Raw genomic sequence first — 836 nt, 5'->3', positions numbered from 1 at the left:
GTATCACCGCCAGCGAGCCCAGGACACCCTCGGCGGGTTGACGCCCATCGAGTTCGAAGCCAAGCTAACCGAGCCGCTCACACTCGCGGCCTAAACCGAAACTGTCACCAGTTCGTTCCTCACGCCCGGCTGCTCGGTCGGTGTGAGGATCACCCGGGTCGGCGGCGCGACGACGGGGGTGCCGGGAGCGGATGCTTCGACGAGGGTCAGCGACGACATGTCGAAGAAGATGTCGGAGCTGGTCTCGCGGTCCTGGAACAGCGACACGGCGATGGTGTTCGTGCCGTCGTGCAGCAGGTCGCCTTCTGCGCTGAACGTGCTGGTGAGCGGGCTGCCGTTGCCGTCGCCGGCATACTCGACGTTCACGGTGTCGGTGATGCGTCCGTCGACGTAGCGGGCGACCTCGGTGCCGTTGATCCAGACGATGATCGCGTCGTCGTACGTGATGGTGCTCTGCAGAGCCGCGACCTGCTCGGCGACGCCGGCTTCCAGCTCGAACGTGGTGCGGAAGAAGTAGGTGGGAACGGTGGGGGCGGCCGCACCGTCGAGGTAGTGGTTCAGCAGCGTCTTCGGCGTCTGCGAGCCCACAGGCGCGAGCTTTCCGCCCTTGGCGCCGAACGAGCCCGCTGCCGACTTCCATGCACTGTCGTCGTAGGCGGGCAGGGTCCAATCGCGCAGAGCTGCGGGAGCGGGAGACGGGTCGGAGCCGTCGTCGAGGTAGTGCCAGGCCGTGTCGAGTTCGGCGTCAGCGTGACGGTCGACGCCTCCCAGGTCGACCAGGCGACCGCCGCCGGCACGTGCACGGCGGGGTCGGGATCGAACAGTCGGCGGTGATA

General features: G+C 67.5%; 1 protein-coding gene. It reads right to left on the bottom strand.

The features are described 5' to 3' along the window. Positions 1-90: 90 nt before the first annotated feature. Entirely contained in the window at positions 91-588 is a 498-nt protein-coding gene (locus KZA10_RS18420) for a beta galactosidase jelly roll domain-containing protein (protein WP_308289703.1), read from the bottom strand. Positions 589-836: the final 248 nt, after the last annotated feature.

The sequence above is a fragment of the Microbacterium sp. BF1 genome (genome assembly GCF_019279095.1).
Classification (GTDB): Bacteria; Actinomycetota; Actinomycetes; order Actinomycetales; family Microbacteriaceae; genus Microbacterium; species Microbacterium maritypicum.
The sequence above is the reverse complement of the archived record's forward strand: the minus strand, read 5'-3'. Positions and strand labels throughout refer to the sequence as shown.